16 protein-coding genes are annotated in these 19,461 nt (G+C 67.0%); 9 read left to right on the top strand and 7 right to left on the bottom strand.

The features are described 5' to 3' along the window. The first annotated feature begins 81 nt into the window (after positions 1 to 81). From ptsP to AC3WN8_RS02715, 6 genes are all read left to right on the top strand, one after another. Complete coding sequence (gene ptsP / locus AC3WN8_RS02740) at positions 82 to 2,358, top strand: phosphoenolpyruvate--protein phosphotransferase (RefSeq protein WP_492667849.1); 2,277 nt, start codon at positions 82 to 84, stop codon at positions 2,356 to 2,358. 230 nt (positions 2,359 to 2,588) lie between these two features. Continuing rightward, the gene (locus AC3WN8_RS02735) at positions 2,589 to 3,443 is read left to right on the top strand and encodes a helix-turn-helix domain-containing protein (RefSeq protein ID WP_492667848.1); all 855 of its coding nucleotides are present in this window, start codon (positions 2,589 to 2,591) and stop codon (positions 3,441 to 3,443) included. A 67-nt stretch (positions 3,444 to 3,510) separates the two neighbouring features. Next, positions 3,511 to 4,461: a tetratricopeptide repeat protein gene (locus tag AC3WN8_RS02730; RefSeq protein ID WP_492667847.1), complete on the top strand. Its 951-nt coding sequence runs from the start codon at positions 3,511 to 3,513 to the stop codon at positions 4,459 to 4,461. A 67-nt stretch (positions 4,462 to 4,528) separates the two neighbouring features. Further along, the gene (tilS, locus tag AC3WN8_RS02725) at positions 4,529 to 5,467 is read left to right on the top strand and encodes a tRNA lysidine(34) synthetase TilS (RefSeq protein WP_492667846.1); all 939 of its coding nucleotides are present in this window, start codon (positions 4,529 to 4,531) and stop codon (positions 5,465 to 5,467) included. A gap of 160 nt (positions 5,468 to 5,627) precedes the next feature. Beyond that, positions 5,628 to 7,574: an ATP-dependent zinc metalloprotease FtsH gene (ftsH, locus tag AC3WN8_RS02720; protein WP_492667845.1), complete on the top strand. Its 1,947-nt coding sequence runs from the start codon at positions 5,628 to 5,630 to the stop codon at positions 7,572 to 7,574. A 30-nt stretch (positions 7,575 to 7,604) separates the two neighbouring features. Next, on the top strand, positions 7,605 to 8,198 hold the full coding sequence (locus AC3WN8_RS02715) for a DUF3800 domain-containing protein (protein ID WP_492667844.1): 594 nt from the start codon (positions 7,605 to 7,607) through the stop codon (positions 8,196 to 8,198). 167 nt (positions 8,199 to 8,365) lie between these two features. Here AC3WN8_RS02715 and AC3WN8_RS02710 read toward each other — a convergent pair whose 3' ends face one another. Next, positions 8,366 to 8,917: a hypothetical protein gene (locus AC3WN8_RS02710; RefSeq protein ID WP_492667843.1), complete on the bottom strand. Its 552-nt coding sequence runs from the start codon at positions 8,915 to 8,917 to the stop codon at positions 8,366 to 8,368. A gap of 219 nt (positions 8,918 to 9,136) precedes the next feature. Further along, complete coding sequence (locus AC3WN8_RS02705) at positions 9,137 to 9,361, bottom strand: hypothetical protein (RefSeq protein WP_492667842.1); 225 nt, start codon at positions 9,359 to 9,361, stop codon at positions 9,137 to 9,139. Between the two features lie 140 nt (positions 9,362 to 9,501). Here AC3WN8_RS02705 and AC3WN8_RS02700 point away from each other — a divergent pair, with 140 nt between their 5' ends. Next, positions 9,502 to 10,620: a sensor histidine kinase gene (locus tag AC3WN8_RS02700; RefSeq protein ID WP_492667841.1), complete on the top strand. Its 1,119-nt coding sequence runs from the start codon at positions 9,502 to 9,504 to the stop codon at positions 10,618 to 10,620. An 8-nt stretch (positions 10,621 to 10,628) separates the two neighbouring features. After that, complete coding sequence (locus AC3WN8_RS02695; protein ID WP_492667840.1) at positions 10,629 to 11,384, top strand: LytR/AlgR family response regulator transcription factor; 756 nt, start codon at positions 10,629 to 10,631, stop codon at positions 11,382 to 11,384. Positions 11,385 to 11,412: 28 nt separating this feature from the next. On the opposite strand, the gene AC3WN8_RS02690 is transcribed toward AC3WN8_RS02695, so the two are convergent. Both AC3WN8_RS02690 and AC3WN8_RS02685 read right to left on the bottom strand, forming a co-directional pair. Then, positions 11,413 to 12,573 carry an iron-containing alcohol dehydrogenase gene (locus AC3WN8_RS02690; protein WP_492667839.1) on the bottom strand — a complete coding sequence of 387 codons (1,161 nt, stop codon included), beginning with the start codon at positions 12,571 to 12,573 and terminating at the stop codon, positions 11,413 to 11,415. Continuing rightward, positions 12,573 to 13,907, bottom strand: a complete 1,335-nt coding sequence (locus tag AC3WN8_RS02685; protein ID WP_492667838.1) for a spinster family MFS transporter — start codon at positions 13,905 to 13,907, stop codon at positions 12,573 to 12,575. Before AC3WN8_RS02685 ends, AC3WN8_RS02690 begins: the two co-directional genes overlap by 1 nt. 73 nt (positions 13,908 to 13,980) lie before the next feature. On the opposite strand from AC3WN8_RS02685, the gene AC3WN8_RS02680 reads away from it, so the two are divergent. Continuing rightward, positions 13,981 to 14,820 carry a sugar phosphate isomerase/epimerase family protein gene (locus tag AC3WN8_RS02680; RefSeq protein WP_492667837.1) on the top strand — a complete coding sequence of 280 codons (840 nt, stop codon included), beginning with the start codon at positions 13,981 to 13,983 and terminating at the stop codon, positions 14,818 to 14,820. A 200-nt stretch (positions 14,821 to 15,020) separates the two neighbouring features. Here AC3WN8_RS02680 and AC3WN8_RS02675 read toward each other — a convergent pair whose 3' ends face one another. From AC3WN8_RS02675 to AC3WN8_RS02665, 3 genes are read right to left on the bottom strand one after another with little or no spacing between them, the layout of a single operon-like run. Beyond that, positions 15,021 to 16,457, bottom strand: coding sequence for an FGGY family carbohydrate kinase (locus AC3WN8_RS02675; RefSeq protein WP_492667836.1), 1,437 nt, complete (start codon positions 16,455 to 16,457; stop codon positions 15,021 to 15,023). Next, positions 16,450 to 17,853: an FAD-binding oxidoreductase gene (locus AC3WN8_RS02670; RefSeq protein WP_492667835.1), complete on the bottom strand. Its 1,404-nt coding sequence runs from the start codon at positions 17,851 to 17,853 to the stop codon at positions 16,450 to 16,452. The genes AC3WN8_RS02675 and AC3WN8_RS02670 overlap by 8 nt, the downstream gene beginning before the upstream one ends. Further along, positions 17,850 to 19,442: a glycerol-3-phosphate dehydrogenase/oxidase gene (locus tag AC3WN8_RS02665; RefSeq protein ID WP_492667834.1), complete on the bottom strand. Its 1,593-nt coding sequence runs from the start codon at positions 19,440 to 19,442 to the stop codon at positions 17,850 to 17,852. The genes AC3WN8_RS02670 and AC3WN8_RS02665 overlap by 4 nt, the downstream gene beginning before the upstream one ends. Between the last annotated feature and the right edge of the window lie 19 nt (positions 19,443 to 19,461).

Genomic DNA, 19,461 nt, shown 5'->3' with positions numbered 1-19,461 from the left:
TCGCTCACACGCCGCGCGGGCTAATATAAGGCTGCGGGACCCGCTGGCACGGTTGCCCGCTTTCTGTTAGCCGATGGTGACATGACTCCTTCCGCCACCGCCTCGGCCCGCGAAATCCTGACGCGGCTTCACGATGTCATGGCCGCGCGCTCCAACGCCCAGGCCAAGCTCAACCAGGTCGTCAACATCGTCGGCGAAGCGCTCGATAGCGAGGTCTGCTCGATCTATCTGCTGCGCGACGGCGTGCTCGAACTGTTCGCGACGCGCGGCCTGAAGCAGGAAGCCGTCCATGTCACCAAGCTGGCGCTGGGCGAGGGGCTGGTCGGCACCATCGCCGAGCATGTCGAGACGCTGAACCTCGACGAGGCGGCGAGCCATCCCGATTTCGCCTATAAGCCCGAAACCGGCGAGGAATTGTTTCACAGCTTTGCCGGCGTGCCGATCGTCCGGCGCGAGGCGGCGGTGGGCGTGCTCTCGATCCAGCATGCCGAACCGCGCAAATATGACGATGTCGTCATCGAGGCGCTGCAGACCGTGGCGATGGTGCTGTCCGAACTGATCGCCAATGCCGGGCTGATCGACGAGCATGCCGCGACCGTCGGTCAGGTCAACAATACGCAGGCGATGCGGCTGACCGGGCTCAAGCTGGTCGAGGGCATGGCGGCGGGCGTCGCGGTCTATCACCAGCCGCGCGTCGTGATCGAACATACCGTGGCCGAGGATACCGAGGCCGAGCGTCACCGCGTCTATTCCGCATTCGACAAGATGCGCGAACAGATCGACCGCATGGCCAATCAGGCCGAATTCGGCGGCGGCGGCGAGCACCAGGAGGTGCTCGAAATGTACCGGATGTTCGCCTATGACGAGGGCTGGAGCCGCCGGATCAACGAAGCGATCGACAGCGGCCTGACCGCCGAGGCGGCGATCGAGCGCGTCCAGCAGCGCACCCGCATGCGCATGCGCCAGATCGACGATCCTTTGCTCCGCGACCGGATGCATGACCTGGAGGATCTCTCCAACCGGCTGCTCCGCATCGTCTCCGGCCAGCTCGGCTCGGCGGCGCAACTCGGCTTGCGCAAGGATACGATCCTGATCGCGCGCAATCTGGGCCCGGCCGAACTGCTCGAATATGATCGCCGCCGCCTCAAGGGCGTGCTCCTGGAGGAAGGGTCGCTGACCGCGCACGTCATCATCGTCGCGCGCGCGATGGGCGTGCCCGTGCTCGGCCGGGTCGCCAATGTCCGCCGGCTGATCGGCGACGGCGACGTGCTGCTGCTCGATACCACCCAGGGCGAAGTCTATGTCCGCCCCACCGACGAGATGGAGGAGAGTTTCGAAGCGAAGCTCTCCCTCACCCAGAAGCGCCGTGCCGCCTTTGCCGCGCTGCGCGGCGCGTCGTCGACGACGAAGGACGGCGAGCATATCGCGCTGATGGTCAATGCCGGGCTACGCGACGACGTCGCAGCACTCGACGTCACCGGGGCCGAGGGCATCGGCCTGTTCCGCACCGAATTCCAGTTCCTCGTCTCCGCCACGCTGCCGCTGCGCCAGCAGCAGCAGCGGCTCTATCGCGAAGTGCTCGACGCGGCCGGCGATCGTCCGGTGGTGTTCCGCACCGTCGATATCGGCGGCGACAAGGCACTGCCCTATCTGCGCCAGGACGGCGACGATGAGGAGGAGAATCCGGCGATGGGCTGGCGCGCGTTGCGCCTGGCCATGGATCGCGAAGGGCTGATGAAAGTGCAGGCGCGCGCATTGATCGAGGCGGCATCGGGGCGGACGCTCAACGTGATGTTCCCGATGGTCTCCGAGCCGTGGGAATTCGACGAGGCCAAGGCGCTGTTCGAGGCGCAGCGCGCCTGGCTGGCATCGCAGGGGCGGATGATGCCGCATGCCATCCGCTACGGATCGATGCTCGAAGTGCCGGCGCTCGCCGAAAGCCTCGACGTCCTGCTGCCCAAGCTCGATTTCCTGTCGATCGGTACCAACGACCTCACCCAGTTCCTGTTCGCCGCCGACCGTGCGCATCCCAAGCTTGCCGAGCGTTATGACTGGCTGAGTCCGGCCATTTTGCGTTTCCTGCGCCGGATCGTGCTGCCCGCGCGCGAGGCGGGCGTGCCGGTGACGGTGTGCGGGGAAATGGGCGGGCGGCCGCTCGAGGCGATGGCGCTGATCGGGCTCGGCATCGACCGGCTTTCGATCACGCCGGCGGCGATCGGTCCGGTCAAGGCGATGCTGCGTTCGCTCGATCGCGCGGCGCTGGCGCCCGAGCTTGCCGGCTGGCTCGACGCGCCGATCCAGGACCTGCGGACCAGGCTCGCGGGCTGGGCGCAGGCACATAGCGTCGAACTCGCCTGATCGAGCGATCAACCGCGACGTCGCATCATGTCATCCCATTGACATTGCAGCGTGCTGGATGTGACATGGATCAAATATCGGGGCGTGGTCGTCTGAATTGGAAACGTGTCGCGTTTTCGATGACGTCAATCAGGTTTCGGGCTAAGAATAGTGAGACCCTGATCGTTTCCGGCCGGACTGGCCCGAGGTGAACGGGGCCTTGGGCGCAAACAGGAAAGCCTGAAGACCGGATGAGCGAAGCGGAGGGTGAGATGTTTCCCCGGAGCGTCGGCGAGCGCCTGGCGGAGGCGCGTCGCGCCGCCGGCCTCGAAGTCGCCGATATCGCCACCCGCACGCGGATTCCGCTGCGCCATCTCGAGGCGCTGGAACTGGGCCGGTACGAAGAGCTTCCCGGCGTCACCTATTGCATCGGTTTCGCCAAATCCTATGCCCGCGCGCTCAATCTCGACGAGGTCGAGATCGCTCGCGACGTTCGCGCCGAACTCAACACGCAGGGCGGTCGCGCCGCGCCCGAATATTTCGAGCCCGCCGATCCCGCCCGCGTGCCGCCGCGCACCCTGGCCTGGACGCTCGTCATCCTCATCCTGCTGGTCGGCGGCGGCTATACCGTGTGGCGGACCATGCTGATGAACGGGCTGGATGGGCGCGATCCGGCGGCGATCGCGGCCGGGACCGAGACGATCGACGCACCGACCGCCGTCGGCGGCACCGCGCAGCGCGCGCGTCCGACCGCCGCGCCGTCGGGCGAAGTGGTGCTGACCGCGACCGACACGGTCTGGCTGCGGATCAGCGATGCCGGCCAGCAGCGCCTGTTCGAGAAGGAAATGCAGCCCGGCGAGCGCTACCAGGTGCCGTCCAATGCCAATGATCCCCGGATCCTGACCGGCCGGCCCGACGCGTTGCGCGTCACCGTCGGCGGCCAGGAGGTCGCACCGCTGGGCCCGCCCCAGGCGACGATCCGCGATGTGGCGATCAGTGCCGCGGCGTTGACCGCGCGCGCGGCCGCGCCGCCTGCCCAAGGGGCCGCACCGGGGCCGTCCGCTCCAACCGCGAGCCAGCCGGCGGCGAACAGCATCCGCCCCTGACTTGAGGACAGGCGAATCCTGCCCCTATAAGGGCGTTTACCAAAAGATCCGGTGGGGACGTTAAGCCATGCGCACGCTCATGATCGTTGCGGTTCTGCTCGCGGGGACCGCCACTGCGCCGCTTCAGGCGCAAAGCCAATCCAACACGCTCTCGCCGCGCGTCGAGAAGCTGGAGAAGGAGATGCGCGCCGTCCAGCGCAAGGTCTTCCCCGGCGGCAGCGGCCAGTTCCTTGAGCCTGAGATCGCGCCGAGCACGCAGCAGACCACGCCCGGCGGCACGCCCGCGAGCTCGCCGGTCGTCGATTTGACCGCCCGGGTCAGCGCGCTCGAGGCGCAGCTCCAGACATTGACCGGCCAGAGCGAACAGAACGCGTTCAAGCTGCGCCAGCTCGACGAGGCATTCATCAAGTTCCGTGGTGAGACCGAAACCCGGTTGAAGGCGCTCGAAGGGACGGGGGCCGTCGCGCCGACGACCGGTACCGGCACGTCGCCCACGCCGACGCCATCCTCGACGCTGCCGATGAAGCCCGTCACCCCGCCGGCCGCGGGCAAGCCGACGACCGCGCCGCCAAAGCTGACCGCCGATCGCCAGGCCGCGCTCGAGGCGGTCGCGAAGCCCGAGACGGGCGATGCCGGCGAAGATGCCTATCTGTACGGTTATCGGCTGTGGGAAGCGAAATTCTACCCCCAGGCGCAGACTCAGCTCAAGGCGACGGTCGACAAATATCCCAAGCACAAGCGCTGGAGCTTCGCGCAGAATCTGCTCGGTCGCGCCTATCTCGACGACGGCAAGCCGGCGCTCGCGTCGGTCGCCTTCTACGACAATTACCAGAAGCAGCCGCGCGGCGAGCGGGCGCCCGACAGCCTCTATTATCTCGGCATCGCACTCACTCGGCTTAAGAAGGCCGGGGACGCCTGCAAGGTGTTCGACGAGTTCGGCGAGGTCTATGGCGAAACCGCATCGGCCGGCCTCAAGGCGCAGGTGGCCAAGGGACGTACCGACGCCAAATGCAAATAGGGCGGCGGCGGCCGCTCGAACGACGATGGGAGTCGGGCATCCCGCGCGATGGCGGTAAGGGATGCATGTGAGTCTCTTGCCTGATCCCGATCTGGTTGCGCGCTTCGCCGCCGATGCTTCGCCGCCGAGCGGCATGGTGGGCGTTGCGGTATCCGGTGGGCCGGACAGCCTGGCGCTGCTGCTGCTTGCCGCGGCGGCCTGGCCCGGGCGCGTGACCGTCGCCACCGTCGACCATGGCCTGCGCCCCGAAGCGGCCGCCGAAGCGGCCTATGTCGGCGAGATTTGCGCAAGGCTGGACGTCCCGCACGAGATTCTGGTGCCGGTAGCACCCATCACCGGATCGGTGCAGGCGGCGGCACGCGCGGCCCGTTACGCCTTGCTCGAAACCTGGCGTGCGCGCCGCGGCGCCGGCTGTGTGATGACCGCGCATCATGCCGACGACCAGGCGGAGACGCTGCTGATGCGCCTCAACCGCGCGGCCGGGCTCGGCGGTCTTGCCGGCATCCGCCGCGCCAACGGTTTCGTGCTGCGTCCGCTGCTGGGGTGGCGTCGTGCCGAACTCGCCGCGATCGTCGCCGCAGCCGGCATCACGCCGGTTTCGGATCCGTCCAACCATGACGACCGCTTCGACCGCGTGCGCATGCGGGCGTCGCTCGCCCAGATCGACTGGATCGATATCGAGGCGTTCGCCGCCAGCGCCGGGCATCTCGCCGATGCCGAGGCGGCGATGGCGTGGACGGTCGCGCAACTGTTCGAACAGCGTGTGACGGCGGAGGGCGATTCGCTGATCCTCGATCCATCCGACCTGCCCGACGAGATCGTCAGGCGGCTGATTCTGCGGATGATCGCGCGCATCGATCCGTCGGCCTCACCTGGAGGGCCGTCGCTCGACCGTCTGCTCGCAACGCTGCGCGCGGGCGATCAGGCGAGCATGGGCGCGGCATTATGCCGGGGGGGGGCGCGATGGCGCGTCGCACCTGCGCCGCCGCGGCGTGGAGGCAAATGAACGCCGAAAATGGCGGGTTCAGCGCGGATACATTGTCTTTAAGCAATTCTCGCCTATCTTGGATGCAACTCCTGGCATGACGCTCGATCCGGCAGAATCGGATCGGGCGCTCCGGGCGGTTGTTTTGCCACAACCGATCAGGCTCTAGACGGAAACGAAGATGAACGACGACAAGCAGCCACCGGAAGGCAATCCCTGGATGAAGAGCCTGCTCATCTGGGTGGGTATCCTGGTGGCGCTTGCGATGTTCGTCGCAATGTTCGATCGCCCCGGCCGCACGGCTGTGTCGGATGGCATTTCCTATTCGGAGTTCATCCAGAAGGTCGACGAAGGCGCGGTCAAGAAGGTCGATATCACCGGCAATGTCGCGAGCGGTACGCTGGGCGATGACAAGACCTTCCGCACCTATCTGCCCGACGACACGTCGATGATCTCGCAGCGCCTGGTCGACAAGGGCGTTTCGGTGACGATGAAGCCCGAGGAGCGCCAGAGCATCTGGCTGATCATCCTCTACCAGTCGCTGCCGTTCCTGCTGATCATCGGCATCGCCATCTTCATCATGCGCCAGATGCAGAAGAATGCGGGCTCGGGCGCGATGGGCTTCGGCAAGAGCCGTGCGCGCATGCTGACGCAAAAGGAAGGCCGCGTGACCTTCGACGACGTCGCAGGCATCGACGAAGCGCGCGAGGAACTGCAGGAGATCGTCGATTTCCTGAAGGATCCGTCCAGATTCGCCCGGCTCGGCGGCAAGATCCCGAAAGGCGCGCTGCTCGTCGGCAGCCCCGGCACCGGCAAGACGCTGCTCGCGCGCGCCATCGCGGGTGAGGCCAATGTACCGTTCTTCACGATTTCGGGCTCCGACTTTGTCGAGATGTTCGTCGGCGTCGGCGCGAGCCGCGTGCGCGACATGTTCGAACAGGCAAAGAAGAATGCGCCGTGCATCGTCTTCATCGACGAGATCGACGCCGTCGGCCGCCATCGTGGTGCCGGCCTCGGCAACGGCAATGACGAACGCGAACAGACGCTCAACCAGCTGCTGGTCGAGATGGACGGTTTCGAGGCCAATGAAGGCATCATCATCGTCGCCGCGACCAACCGGCCCGACGTGCTCGATCCTGCGCTGCTGCGGCCCGGCCGCTTCGACCGTCAGGTCGTCGTGCCGCGCCCCGATATCGTCGGCCGCGAGAAGATCCTGGCCGTCCATATGAAGAAGACGCCGCTGGCGCCCGATGTTGATCCGCGCACGATCGCGCGCGGCACGCCGGGCTTCTCGGGCGCCGATCTGGCGAACCTCGTCAACGAGGCGGCTCTGCTTGCCGCGCGCAAGGGCAAGCGCCTGGTCGCGATGCTCGAGTTCGAGGAAGCCAAGGACAAGGTCATGATGGGCGCGGAGCGCAAGTCCATGGTCATGACCGAGGACGAGAAGAAGGCGACGGCCTATCACGAAGCCGGCCACGCGCTCGTCTCGCTGCATGTCGACGGCTGCGATCCGCTGCACAAGGTGACGATCATCCCGCGCGGCCGCGCGCTGGGCGTGACGTGGAACCTGCCCGATCGCGATCGCTATTCGATGTCGATGAAGCAGATGAAGGCGCGCCTTGCCCTGTGCTTTGGCGGCCGTATCGCCGAACAGCTCATCTACGGTGCCGATTCGCTCAACACCGGTGCGTCCAACGACATCCAGCAGGCCACCGACATGGCCCGGGCGATGGTGATGGAATATGGCATGAGCGAAAAGCTCGGCTGGCTGCGCTATCGCGACAATCAGGACGAGGTCTTCCTCGGCCACAGCGTTGCGCGCTCGCAGACCGTCTCGGAAGAGACTGCGCGCCTGATCGATCAGGAAGTCCGCCGGCTGGTCGAGGAAGGCGAAGCGACCGCGCGCCAGGTGCTGACCGACAATCTCCACGAACTGCATCGGCTCGCCGAGGCCCTGCTCGAATATGAGACGCTTTCGGGCGATGAATCGAAGCGGGCGATCGCGGGCGAGGATATCGGGCGTGGCGATGCGGGGTCCAAGAAGACGCCGGCGCTGGGCACCGGCGGCTCGTCGATCCCCAAGACCCGCCGTCCCGGCATTGGCGGCCCGGCGGCGCAGGGCGCCTGACGGCGCGCCCGGCCCGCTATCGCCGGGACCATGCCGATCTATTGCGACGAAAGCGGCGGCATGTCGGCGGGGGCGATGATCCTTGCCGGCGTGTCGATCGCCGCCGACGATGCCGACGCGCTGCTGGCGCGATTCAAGCTGGTGACCGCCTTGCGCGGCGAGATGAAGGGCAGCCGGATCTCGCTGGTCGAGCGGGGCCTGTTCTTCGAATTGCTCGAGCGGTTCCGGGGGCGGGCGATCATCTGCGAGGTGCGGACCGATCGGCTTCCCGCGCGACTGGCGGAGGAACATGGCCGCGATCTGCGCGCCTATGCCGCGTTGCTCGAAACCGTGGTCGAGGCCTGGCTGCCCGAAAGCGGCGGCTGTGCGGAGGTGATCATCGACGATGGACGCTATGATCCGGCGACGCTTGCCCTGGTCCGTGACGGCGTCGCGGCGTTGCTGGGCCAATGCGGACGCACGCGATTGGCCGACAGCCGCCGCTCGGCGGGTGTCCAGATCGCCGATGTGATCGCGAACAGCTTCTACAATCTGGCGTATGAATCGCCACGTACCGATCGTATCCGCCGGATCATCAGGCCGTTTCAGGACGCTAAACTGCTGCGATTGATAACGCTGGCCTGAGGATCGAAAAAAAATCGCGGGCCGGTGGAACCGAACCGTGCCCTGGTCGTTCTTATCTGCGCTTGATCGAAAGACAGAGCATTTGACCGGCTCGGACCCTTGCGGGAAGAGCCGTCGAGGGAGCCCCGCCGCCACTGGCGACGGGGCTTACTTGTATCCGGCTTCCATCAGTGTGGCAGCGCGGTGCTATCCACCTTTTCCACCCATTCGGGATAGAAGATCGGCTCGCGGTTGGACCAGCCGGGCGCCGTCGCTGCCGCCTCGCTGATCGACTGGAGCAACACGCGCCTCTTCTCCGGGTGGAGATGCGGCAGGGCGGCCGCGCCGCAAAAGGCCGCGGGCAGCCATGGCCGGATGCCGGCGCCGATCAGCCGCTCGTACAGAAAACGATAGGATGCGAAGCCGGGAAGCCGGTCCTGGCCCAGATCGAAGGCCGAGACGGTGATCAGCGGCGCAATGAACGGTTCGACCGAATCCAGCCCGCTATCGTCCGGCACCATCGCGCGGATTTCGTGGAGCCGCTCGTAGATCCGTGTCTGCGCATTGATGCTGGCGGCCTCGATCACGTCGCGCGACCAGATCTGCAGTGCATCGTGCCGTTCCAGCCCGACGTCGAGCGAGCGGCGGATATAGCGCTGCGTGCTTGCCGGGAAGCTCGCGAACTCCTTGATCTCCGCCAGCGTCATCGCGCCATCCGCCGGTCGTGCTTTCGTGCCCATGTCCCGTCTCCAGACCTTCTGCCCCGGATCCGAATATGCGCCCAACATGGTTACTGGTTATTTAACCGGGCGTTCGGCTCCCATTCACGAAGGAATCAGAGAAATGGCTGCCCGGCAAGCGGCTTGCGATGATTTGTTGCGTTGCACAAACTTCATCGATGGGCGTTGCGCGCGCGCAACACATCGTTACGCGCGCGACTTGAGTCGCAATTTCGTGTTTCAGCCGGCGCGGCGGCGTTCTTCCGCATCGGGATCGTAACCCGAGGACGGCGCCGGGTCCTTGCCGCCCTTCGGCGTGATTGCGGGCGGATCCGAGGCGTCCATCGATTCGTCGAGCGCCTCGTCCAGCTTGGCATCCTTGTCCTTCGGGTCCTTCTCCAGCCGTTCGGAGATGGACTGGTCGTGCCCGGCATCGCCGGGCTTTGGTCTGGTATCTTCGGTCATGGCATCCACTCCATTCGGCGCACGTACGAAACAAACGGCGGGCGCACCGTGGCGGTTCCATTTCGACCAAGCTCGAAGCCGCTTCGACCGACAGCATATCGGCAATGGCGTGGCGGCCGCTTTTGCCGCAGAAAGGGAGCATGGAATTCGAAACCTATGCGCGAGAGGCGCGCCCGGCCGTTCGACCGATCGTAGCGTTTTATTCGATCATCGGCTTTTGGCTGTTCTATACGGTGATCGTCACGGCACGGTCGGCGGTGATGCATTTCTCCGAGCAGGGGGAAATGGCGCAACGCCGCATGGTCGTCACCGCGACGGGCATCGCGATCACCTGGCTGCTCTATCTGCTGCTGCGCCGCTTCGATCGCCAGGTGCTGTGGGTGCGCATCGTCACCGCTTTCGTCGCGGCACTGCCGTGCTCGCTCATCCTCGCGCTGTTCAACTATTACGTGTTCAACCTGTATGATCCGGCGAGTCTCTATGACGAGGCCGATCTTGCCTATCTGCAATCCAATGCGTCCGCCATGTGGCAGGAACTCGCCGAGCTGACGATCTCGCGCTATTTCTTCTTTGCCGCCTGGGCGGCGCTCTATCTCGCCATTTCCTATGCCGGCGAGGTTCGCCATGCCGAGCGCCGGGCGTCGCAATATGCGCGTGCCGCGCAACAGGCCGAACTCCGCTCGCTCCGCTATCAGGTCAATCCGCATTTCCTGTTCAACACGCTCAATTCGCTCAGCTCGCTGGTGATGAAAGGACAGGCGACGGCGGCCGAAGCGATGATCATGAATCTGTCGACCTTTTATCGCACCAGCCTGTCGGGCGATCCGATGGACGACGTCCCTCTCGAGGACGAAGTCCGCCTGCAACGCCTCTATCTCGATATCGAGGTCGTCCGCTTTCCCGATCGATTGCGCGTCAAGATCGATGTCCCCGATGCGCTCGGCCGCGCCATGGTGCCGGGCATGATCCTCCAGCCGCTCGTCGAGAATGCGATCAAATACGGCGTCGCGCGCGCCGGGCGTGCCGTCACCATCGCGATCACCGCGCGGGCGGAGGAAGGCCGGTTGACGATCACCGTGGCCGATAACGGCAATGCGATCGAGGATGGCGCGGATCATGGCAATGGCATCGGTCTTGCCAATGTGCGCGATCGGCTGGCGGCGCGTTTCGGCGGCGATGCGCGGATCGAATGGCTGGCGCCCGACAGCGGCGGTTTCATCGTGCGGCTGACGCTGCCCGAAGTCTATCGTGCGAGTTGAACCCAGGAGTGGCTATGCGGACCCTGATCGTCGATGACGAGCCGCTCGCGATCGAGCGGCTGCAACTGATCTGCGCGCGCGAACCGACGATCGAGGTCGTCGGCACCGCGTCCGACGGCGCGGCAGCGCTCCGGCTGGTCGATGCGCTCGCGCCCGACCTGCTCCTCCTCGATATCGCCATGCCCGAACTCGACGGGATCGGCGTCGCGCGCGCGCTCGCACGGCGCGTATCGCCGCCCGCGATCATCTTCGTCACCGCGTTCGACAGCTTCGCGGTCGAAGCGTTCGACATCGATGCGGTCGATTATGTGCTGAAACCCGTCGCGCCCGATCGCCTGGTCCGTGCGGTGCAGCGTGTTGCGGAACGGCGCGCGCGGCCGGCCCCGCTATCGGCGCTCCAGGCACCGGCCGCGGCGCCGATCGACGCCCAGCTTTATGCCAGCGAATTCTGGGTGCCGCACAGGGCGGAACTCGTCCGCATCGCCGCCGAGGATATCGAACGGATCGATGCGGAGCGCGATTATATGCGGTTGCATGTCGGCGGGCGCAGCTTCCTGCTCCACCAGACGATCGCATCGCTCGAGGAACGGCTCGACCCCGAGCGTTTCATCCGTGTCCATCGCTCCACCATCGTCCGGCGCGACCGGATCGCGCGGCTGCGCCATGACGGCTCGGGGGTCTGGTACGCCGATCTCGTCGACGATGGCGATGTCCGGATCGGACGGACCTATCTCGCCTCGGTCAAGGCGATGGCGGGGCGCTGACCTTCGGGATTTCAGCCGGAAAGAGCTGTCAGCTCCAGACCCGCGCATAGAGTTCGGCGATTTCGGCGGCATCGGGCACGCGCGGATTGTTCGCCGGTGATCCCGACGCCAGCGCCTGCGCGCACATCGTCGGTACCAGCGTGTCCCAGCGTGCGCTGTCGATGCCCCAGGCCGCGGGACCGGGCACGTCGAGCTCCGCGTTGAGCGCGGCGAGTTCGTCGAGCAGCCGCGCGACCGCGGACTGATCGCCTTCGCGCTCGTCGGCGACGCCCATCGCGCGCGCGCAATCGGCATAGCGCGTCAGTGCGGCGGGCGCCGACCAGGCGGTGACGGCGGGCAGCAGCATCGCGTTGGACAGGCCGTGCGGCACATGGAAATGCGCGCCGATCGGCCGGCTCATGCCATGGACGAGCGCGACCGAGCTGTTGGAGAAGGCGATACCCGCCTGGGTCGCGCCGAGCATCATCGCCTCGCGCGCCAGCCGGTCCTCGGGATCGATGCAGACGCGGCGGAGATTGGGCGCGATCGCGCGCATCGCCAGCAGCGCCATGCCGTCGCTGAACGGATTGGCGCGCTTCGACACATAGGCCTCGATCGCATGGGTCAAGGAATCGATGCCGGTATCGGCGGTCAGGCGGCGCGGCTTGGTGAGCGTCAGCTCGTAATCGACAAGTGCTGCGATCGGCAGATAGGCGAGGCCGGGACAGAGCATCTTCTCGTCGGTCGCCTCATCGGTGATGATGGTGAAGCGCGTCGCGTCCGAACCCGTGCCCGCTGTGGTCGGGATCGCGATCACCGGCAGACCGGCGACGTCCTGGACATGCGGCGCCTTGTAATCGGCCATCGCCCCGCCATGCATGCCGAGCATCGCGATCGCCTTGGCGCTGTCGAGCGGGCTGCCGCCGCCGAAGCCGATAACGCAATCATGATCGCCCCCGACAAGGAAAGCGACGCCGGCATCGATCGAAGCGACGGTCGGATCGGGTACGGTATCGGCGAAGACTCGGGCTGCCATGCCGGCCGCTTTCAGCGCGTCCTCGATCCGCGTGACCCAGCCCTGGCCGACCAGGAAGGCGTCGGTCACGATCAGCGGGCGGGAGAGGCCGAGCATCGCCAGCACCTGCGGCAGTTCGCGGCTGGCGCCGCCGCCGATGCGGAAGATCCGGGGCAGGGAAATCTGGGCGATCATCAGCTTACCATCTCCTCGCGGATCGTTTTCCGCGCCATCCAGAATAAAGCAGAAGCCAGCACGCCGAACAGGATGAAGATCATCAGCGACCAGCGCACGCCCTCGGCGGTGCCGAAACCCATCGGTCCGCTGATCAGGTCGCTGACCGCGCCGACGCCGAGCGGGCCGAGCCCCAGCCCGATCAGGTTGATCAGGAACAGCAGCACGGCGGACGCCGTCGCGCGGTTCTGCGGCCGCACAAGCCCCTGCACCGCAGCATAGCCGGGGCCGTACCACAAGGTGTTGAGGATCGGGGGAAAGGCGAACATGATCAGCGCGAACACCGCCGAACTCGACAGCAGCCCGGCGATGTAGAAGGGGATGCCCATCAGCGTCGAGATGGCGGGGATCGATACATAGGCACGCAGATCGCGTGCGCCGTATTTGTCGGCGAGATAGCCGCCCATGAAGGTACCGACCGCGCCGGTGAGCCCCAGCACCATGCCGAGCGTGATGCCCAGGAAACCGGTCAGGCCCAGCCCGAAATCCTCGGCGATCAAGGTGAGTTCGACCGAATGGTTGCGGAAGAAGAAGGGGGCGAGAAAGGCGGCGGCGCCATAGCCGATGAATGCCTTGATCGCGGCGGCGAAGGCGATCAGCCAGAAGGTCCGCTTGGACCGGATCTCCGCCATCGCTTCCCGAAAGGGTGGGCGGGCGGCACGACGCGCGGCGAGATCGGCGGCAAGGCGGCTGCGCGGCTCGACGAGCGTGGTCGCGGCGACGAGCGCCATGATCAGCCCCGGCACGCCCGCGACGAGAAAGGCGGTGCGCCAGCCATAGGCGTCGGCGATGACGCCCCCCAGCCCCATGCCGAACAGTCCGCCGAGCGGGATGCCGAGCGAGTAGAAGGCCAGCGCCGAGGCGCGTTTCTCGCGCGGCGTATAGTCGGTGATCAGCGAATGGGCGGGCGGCGTGCAGCCGGCTTCGCCGATACCGACGCCGATCCGGCAGGCCACGAGCTGGACGAAATTCTGTGCGAAGCCGCACGCGATCGTGAACAGGCTCCACGCCCCGGCCGCCGCCGCGATGATCCGTGGCCGATTGCCGGTTTCCGCCACCCGCGCGATCGGAATGCCGAGCAATGTGTAGAACAGCGCGAAGGCGAGGCCGGTCAGCAGCCCCAATTGCCAGTCGGCGAGATGGAGGTCGTGCTTGATCGGCTCGGCCAGGATCGAGACGATCTGGCGGTCGAGGAAATTGAGGATGTAGATGACCAGCAGCACCGACAGCGCATAGCGGCGATAGCCGGCCGATACGGGCGCGATGGCGGGCGCCGCCATTTGGGGTTCAGTCATGGCATCCTCTCCGGGATCGATTGACACCCCGATCCGCACGCGTCTTATGATAGCGTTGTCGGAAAGGGACGATATGGCGCGTTTGCTGGTTCTTCAGTCGGTCTGGGGTCTTGTCGGCTGCCCGGGTTTCGATGTCGAGGACGATCTCGATGCAGCGTTGGAGCGCGTCGTCGCGGCGGGCTTCGACGGCGTGGGCGTCAATATCGCGCGGGTCGCGCGCACCGCCGGCGTTGCACGCGTGATGAATCCTCGCGGGCTGGTCTGGGAAGGGCAAGTGCTGATCCATCATGCCGATCAACTCGCCACTTATATCGAAGAGGCGCACCGGCTGGGTGCGCACCACCTGAACGTCCAGGTCGCGGGGCCGGTCGCCCATCTCTCCGACGCGCTGGCGCTGATCGACAGCCTGATCCCGCTCGCCGAAGCCGCCCCGCTGCCCGTCTGGTTCGAAACCCATCGCGGCCGCCTGACCAACGATCTGCTCTTCACCTTGCGCCTGCTCGAAGCGCGGCCGGACTTGCCGCTGACCGGAGACCTGTCCCACTATCCCGTCGCCGGCGAGATGGAATTGCCGCTGCGCGATGACCAGCTTGCCACGATCGAGACGATCCTGAAGCGCTGCCGCAATTTCCACGGTCGCGTCTCGACCACGCATCAGGTGCAGGTGGCGATGCGCGCGCCGCAGCATGCCGGCTGGCTCGACCAGCATATCGCCTGGTGGCGGCGCGGTTTCGAGCATTGGCTGGCACAGGCCGGATCGGACGATGCGCTCACCTTCATGTGCGAACTCGGCCCGCCGCCCTATGCGATCACCGCACCCGACGGACGCGAACTCACCGATCGCTGGGAAGAGGCGCAGGACATGCGCGATATCGTGCGGGGCGTGTGGCGCGAGGTGAATGGGGGCGATTGAGGCCTCAACGAGACTTTCTCCTCCCCATCGAAGATGGGGAGGGGGACCGCCAGCCAAAGGCTGGTGGTGGAGGGGAAGTACGATGTAGGCCGGAAACGCAGAGCGACGTCGATATCGCACTTCCCCTCCACCACGCCGCTTCGCGTCGCGGTCCCCCTCCCCACGCTTCGCGTAGGGAGGAGAGGCGCTGGCTTGGACCATCACGCCTCCACGCCGATCTCCGCCGACCATTTCGCATAACCCGCATCCGCTTCGTCGCGGCCGATCGCCGGTGTGAACTCGGCATCGTAGCGCGCGAATCCGGGCAGGTCGCTTTCGCCGATCAGTCCCGCGCCGAGTCCGGCGGCGAGCGCCGCGCCATAGGCGGTGCCTTCGCGCACCGCATGGCGTCGCACCGGCCGCTGCAGCGCATCGGCCTGAAGCTGGAGCATGATGCCGCTCTCCGCGAGCCCACCATCGACGGGCAGCGCCTCGGGCACGTCCAGCCCCGGCACCGCCGCGATCAGATCGGCGATGTCGCGGAAGCGGAAGGCGATGGCCTGGAGCGCCGCGCGCGCGATATGCGCGGGCGTCGTCGCGAAGCTCATGCCGGAAATCAGCCCGCGCGCGGCGAAGCGGCCATGCGGCGCCCCCAAGCCCAGAAGCGAGGGGCGTATCACGACATCGCCGGTGTCGGGCACCGATCGTGCCGCCGCTTCGAACGCGGCGGGCGATGCGAACAGGCCGAGCGGTCCGCACAGCCATTCGATTAGCGATCCGGTGGTGATCACCATGCCCTCTATGCAGAAGCGCCGCCGGCCGCGGGCAAAGGCCAGCGCCTCGGCAGGCATGCTGGTGTGTGGGGAGAGCGGTGCATCGCCCGTGCCCGCCATCAGCACGCCCGATGTGCCATAGGTCGCCTTCCACGCACCCCGCGCCAGCGCACCATGCGCGACCATGCCCGCCTGCTGGTCGGCGATCAGCGCGGTGACCGGCACTGCCGCGCCCATCGTCGCGGCATCGGTCATGGCTATGGAGCCCCAGCTTTCGACCAGCCGGGGGAACAGGCTTTCGGGCAGGCGCTGGTGCGCGATCAATGCGCCGTCCCAGCCATCGCCGCCGGCATAGTCGAAATAGCCCGTCATCCAGGCGCAGGACGCGTCGGTGACATGCGCAGCCCCACCGCTCAGCCGGTGGACCAGATAGGAATCGAGCGTGCCCCAGCACAGATCGCCCACCGGCCGATCGGCCAGCGCGATCGCCGCCGGCAGCTTGGCGGAGGGCACTTGCGGCCAGGAGATGAAGCCGGCGGCGCGCAGCGCCTTGTACGCCTCCATGCCGCGCAGGTCGCTCCAGATCAGGATCGGCGCGACCGGCTCTCCCGTCCTGCGATCCCACAGCACGACGCTCGCGCGCTGGGCGGTGACGCCGATCGCTGCGACGTCGGTCATCGTCCGCCCGGCATTCGCCAGCGCGCCCGCGATCACCGCGCGGCAGATCTCCCACACCGCCGCGCCGTCCTGTTCGACAAGGCCCGGTGCGGGATAGGCGGTCTCGAACGGCTTCTTGTCGAGCCCGACGACCACACCGGCCGGATCGACCAGCATGGCGCGGGCGCCGGTGGTGCCCGCATCGAGCGCGAGCAGCAGCTCAGGCATCGGGGATGAGATTGCACGGATTCATGATCCCCTGCGGATCGAACGCGGATTTGAGCGTGCGCAGCAGCGACACCCCGGCCTCACCCAGATCGTGATGGAGATAGGGTTTGCGCAGCCGCCCGGCGCCGTGATGGTGCGCGATGCCACCGCCATGTTTCGCGGTCGCCTCCATGATCGCGCGCCAGCACGCGAAATAGGCGGGCTCCATCTTTGTGCTATCCTCGAAGGTCGCGGCAAAGCTGAAATAGAGGTTGATGCCCGATCGATAGACGTGTGAGCTGTGCGCCGACGCGTTGATCACGCCCGGCACGGCATTGAGCGCCGCGATCGCATCGTCGTAGATCGCGCCGATCTCGCTCCAGCGTCCGGAGATCTCGACGGTGTCGGCGACATAGCCGCGCTCGAACATGTCGCGCCAGCTCGGCACATGGTTGCGGCGCTCGATCCACGCCTGGGCGGCGGCGGGGTCGCCCGGTTCCAGCCCGGCTGCGCCCGCGATTTCGGCGATCGCCGCCAGCTCCGTCTCGACGCGCGCCTGCGGCCCTTCATGGATCATCAACAGCATCGCCTTGCCGCCGCGCTCATGCTCGCGGAACAGGCGGCGGACCTCGCGTCCGTCATATTGGCGCATCACCGGCGGGCGCCAGTCCGCACGGATGATACGGCGCTGCGCCTCGAACCCCGCAGCCATGTCGTCGGCATAATAGATGCTATAGCCGCGATGCGCGGGCTTCTCGCGCAACGACAGGGTGACGCCGGTGATCACGCCCATCGTGCCTTCGGCTCCCATCAGCAGATGGCGCAGATCGGGGCCGGCGGCGGCGCGCACCGCCTTGCCCAAGGTCACCAGTTCGCCATTGGGCATCACCGCCTCGATCGAATGAATGATGTCCTCGATATTGCCATAAGCGGTCGAGAATTGTCCCGAGGCGCGCGTCGCCACCCAGCCGCCGACGCTGCTGATCGCGATCGACTGCGGCCAATGTCCGATGGTCAGGCCTTGCGCGGCAACCGCCTGTTCTGCCTCCAGCCCGTTCAGCCCGGCATCGAAACCGGCGAGCAGGTCGCGGTCGTCGATGAAGCGGACGGAATTCATCGCGCTCATGTCGAGCAGGATCGCGTTCGCGCCGGGCTCGATGCCGCCGCAAACGCCACTGCCCAGGCCGAAGGGGATCAGCGGCACGCCCAGTTCGGCGGCGAGCATCACCACGCAGCGGACATCGTCGACCGAGCCCGGCCGCACCACCCAGCCGGGCGCGGTGATGGCTTCGCCGCGCCAGTCGCGCAGATGCTTGATCGCCCATTGATCGTAGCGTCGCGCATCGCGTGCCGCCGCGTCGCGCGCCACCTTGTCCGGGCCGATCGCCTGGATCAGCGCCTCGCCGATATCGCTCATTCGGATCCTCCCTGTGGCGCGCCGGTCAGGACCAGGCGGCTCTCTCGTTCGATGGTTTCGCAGGCGGCGATCTGGCCCGCGCGTTCGGTGGCGTTCCAGTTCAGCAGCGCGCCCATCACGTCGGCCGCCGGTGCGAGCGCGTCCAGCCCGGCGCGACGGTCGAACCAGGCGCGCGCGCTGCGGCGGACCCAATAATCCTCCAATGTCGCGGCACCCTCGTGCGTCACTGCGCGCGCAGCTTCGGCGGCCACGCCGCCGCCGGCCGCGACGATCGCGGCCGCTTCGTCGCCGTACAGTCCGCCCAGCCGCTCGGCGTCGACGGGCGGGAGGCCGCCCAGCGCCGCGATTTGTCCGCCGCCGGGCAAGGTGACATCCGCAGTCGAACAGGGGTGCGTGGTGGCCCCCAGCCGTTCCGCCACCATGTCCACCACGCGCTCGGCCATGGCGCGATAGGCGCTCAACTTGCCGCCCGCGATCGAGACCAGGCCTGAGGGCGAGGTCCAGATCTCGTCCTTGCGCGAGACTTCGTTGGCCTTCTTGCCGGGCTGGGCGATCAAGGGCCGCACGCCCGACCAGAGCGCCACGATTTCGTCATCGGCGACCGGCGCGATGTCGAGCGCGGCCTCGGTCGCGCGCAGCAGATAATCGACATCGTCGCGCGCCGGCGCCGGCCAATAGTCCGCAACGGCATGAAACACGTCGGTGGTGCCGAGATAGGTGAAGGCGCCGCGGGGCACCGCGAAGATGCTGCGCTTGTCGGGTGCGCGGATGATCAGCGTCGCATTCACCGGCAGGCGCGCGCGGGGCAGCACCAGATGGATGCCGCGGCTGAGCGACAGCCGGGCCGCGTCCTCGCCGGCCTCCAGCGCGCGCACGCGATCGACCCAGGCGCCGGCGGCGTTGACGACCAGCCGCGCGCGCACTCGGGCACCGGCGTCTTCTCCGCCAAGCGACGACCGCACGATGAGGCCAGAGACCCGCCCGTCCTCGACGATGAGCCGCGCCGCCTCCGCATGATTGAGCACCACCGCGCCAGCCGCCTGCGCCGAACGGATATTGGCGAGCACCAGCCGGGCATCGTCGGTCAGGAATTCGGGATAGAGGATCGCGCCGTTGAGGCCGGCAGTGCGCATCAGCGGCTCGCGCTGCCGCAGTTCGGTGAGGGCGATCACTTCATGGCGCTCGGCATCGGGCACGCCGCCCAGCTTCTCGAAGGTCCATAGGCCAGCGCGCAGCTTGGCGGCCATCGCCATCGAAACGGTCGGAATCAGGAAGGGCGAAAGCCGCGTCAGATGCGGCGCGATCCGGCGGACCACTTGCCGCTCCGACGCGGCCTCGCGGACCAGCGCGACATCGCCCTGCGCCAGATAGCGCAGCCCGCCATGGATCATCTTCGAACTGCGGCTGCTGGTGCCGCTCGCATAGTCGCGCGCCTCGACCAGCGCCACCGAAAGCCCGCGCATCGCCGCGTCGCGCGCGATGCCCGCGCCGGTGATGCCGCCGCCGATGACGGCGAGATCGAACACGCCGTCCTCCAGCCTGGCGAAGGTCGCGCGGCGTGCGCGCGCATCGAGTGCGGTGGTCGTCATGCCATGCACGCTATGCGAA

The organism is Sphingobium sp. FW305-3-2-15-F-TSA7 (assembly GCF_058787155.1).
Note: the sequence above shows the minus strand (reverse complement) of the source record. Positions and strands in the feature narration are given on the sequence as shown.

Bases quoted from the DNA above. Each gene is read 5' to 3' on its own strand.
- AC3WN8_RS02665 (WP_492667834.1), bottom strand. From the start codon at position 19,442: ATGACGACCACCGCACTCGATGCGCGCGCACGCCGCGCGACCTTCGCC.
- AC3WN8_RS02710 (WP_492667843.1), bottom strand. From the start codon at position 8,917: ATGGGCACGAAAGCACGACCGGCGGATGGCGCGATGACGCTGGCGGAG.
- AC3WN8_RS02690 (WP_492667839.1), bottom strand. From the start codon at position 12,573: ATGATCGCCCAGATTTCCCTGCCCCGGATCTTCCGCATCGGCGGCGGC.
- AC3WN8_RS02700 (WP_492667841.1), top strand. From the start codon at position 9,502: ATGGAATTCGAAACCTATGCGCGAGAGGCGCGCCCGGCCGTTCGACCG.
- AC3WN8_RS02675 (WP_492667836.1), bottom strand. From the start codon at position 16,457: ATGCCTGAGCTGCTGCTCGCGCTCGATGCGGGCACCACCGGCGCCCGC.
- AC3WN8_RS02705 (WP_492667842.1), bottom strand. From the start codon at position 9,361: ATGACCGAAGATACCAGACCAAAGCCCGGCGATGCCGGGCACGACCAG.
- AC3WN8_RS02715 (WP_492667844.1), top strand. From the start codon at position 7,605: ATGCCGATCTATTGCGACGAAAGCGGCGGCATGTCGGCGGGGGCGATG.
- AC3WN8_RS02730 (WP_492667847.1), top strand. From the start codon at position 3,511: ATGCGCACGCTCATGATCGTTGCGGTTCTGCTCGCGGGGACCGCCACT.
- AC3WN8_RS02685 (WP_492667838.1), bottom strand. From the start codon at position 13,907: ATGACTGAACCCCAAATGGCGGCGCCCGCCATCGCGCCCGTATCGGCC.
- ptsP (WP_492667849.1), top strand. From the start codon at position 82: ATGACTCCTTCCGCCACCGCCTCGGCCCGCGAAATCCTGACGCGGCTT.
- ftsH (WP_492667845.1), top strand. From the start codon at position 5,628: ATGAACGACGACAAGCAGCCACCGGAAGGCAATCCCTGGATGAAGAGC.
- AC3WN8_RS02670 (WP_492667835.1), bottom strand. From the start codon at position 17,853: ATGAGCGATATCGGCGAGGCGCTGATCCAGGCGATCGGCCCGGACAAG.
- AC3WN8_RS02680 (WP_492667837.1), top strand. From the start codon at position 13,981: ATGGCGCGTTTGCTGGTTCTTCAGTCGGTCTGGGGTCTTGTCGGCTGC.
- AC3WN8_RS02735 (WP_492667848.1), top strand. From the start codon at position 2,589: ATGAGCGAAGCGGAGGGTGAGATGTTTCCCCGGAGCGTCGGCGAGCGC.